Source organism: Undibacterium sp. RuRC25W, from assembly GCF_049339825.1.
In the GTDB taxonomy this organism is placed as follows: domain Bacteria; phylum Pseudomonadota; class Gammaproteobacteria; order Burkholderiales; family Burkholderiaceae_D; genus Undibacterium.
This window is the reverse complement of the sequence record NZ_JBMPPD010000077.1, coordinates 1-977: the sequence shown is the minus strand read 5'-3', so window position 1 is coordinate 977 and position 977 is coordinate 1. Positions and strand designations below refer to the sequence as shown.

Sequence of the window (977 nt, the reverse complement as noted above, 5' to 3'; positions counted from 1 at the left end):
ACACAACAGGAGATTGATCACGCCATGAAAAGACTGAATAATCGACCAAGAAAAAGATTAGGATACCTTACACCCAATCAGGTATTCTTCAAAAATACGCTTGCACTTCAAAATTGAACTCGCGCTGATATATAAAAATAACGGTTGTAGAATTTATTGCGCTGCAATATGGTTGAGTTGTCTCCTCCAAGTCCCCAAAAGATTTGGATTTAAGCCCGCCTTGTGCGGGCTATTTTTTTGTTTATTCAACTCGACCATGACCATTGACACGGTCCGTTGCCCCTCAACATGGTGCGATGCACATACTGCGGTGATGGCGCAACGTTAGCCCCATCTATCAGCAAATCATTCATCACGTCGTGGCGTATGCCAATAGGTTGCCACCTAGCGGTGCGATGGCTGGTGCGTATACGATGAACGATGACCTAGCTGGCGTATGGAATACACCAGCCAATACCGGTATTGTCGGCGCAGTAACATTACCGATCACTCTTTCTGATGCAAAGCAAGGCGGCATACAAGGGGCATCACCAGATGAGGCTTTTCGTGTCAGTTGTGGACTTGGGTCTACCATGACTGCTGATGATCTTCTCAATGGTGATAGGTGAGTAACGGTGATGGTTGCGGTGGTGAGACCCGCGGAATTTATCGTCCTGACCTTTCAGCAAGAACAAGCAACATCTAGTTGAGATCAGGACACCATCCCGATGGTATTTTTGTTTTATTCATCTATCAAGAAGGCTCTATTTACTTCCTTCGTGTTGCAGAATGAGCAATTTGGGTTTTGTCGGGGTCATTGGATGTGCTAGCGTTGACTATAGATGATTATCTTAGCTATTTATTAAAAATCGGCGAATTCTAGGATGAAGTGCAATTTATGAACGGTACCGGTTAATGAGGGCAAGATGCGATAGCATTTGTGCCTTTTTGACCGGCCAGTCGAAATTGCATAATGAACTACACACATCTCACCCAAA

General features: G+C 44.7%; 1 protein-coding gene and 1 pseudogene. Both read left to right on the top strand.

Annotation, left to right across the window (positions count from 1 at the left end; all coding sequences use genetic code 11):
* Positions 1-117: pseudogene (locus ACO0KV_RS18355) on the top strand (IS30 family transposase); the annotation flags it as partial.
* Between the two features lie 296 nt (positions 118-413).
* Positions 414-608: a hypothetical protein gene (locus ACO0KV_RS18350; protein WP_423044595.1), complete on the top strand. Its 195-nt coding sequence runs from the start codon at positions 414-416 to the stop codon at positions 606-608.
* Positions 609-977: the final 369 nt, after the last annotated feature.

Excerpts from the sequence above, each read along its gene's own strand:
- ACO0KV_RS18350 (WP_423044595.1), top strand. The coding sequence starts at position 414 with ATGAACGATGACCTAGCTGGCGTATGGAATACACCAGCCAATACCGGT.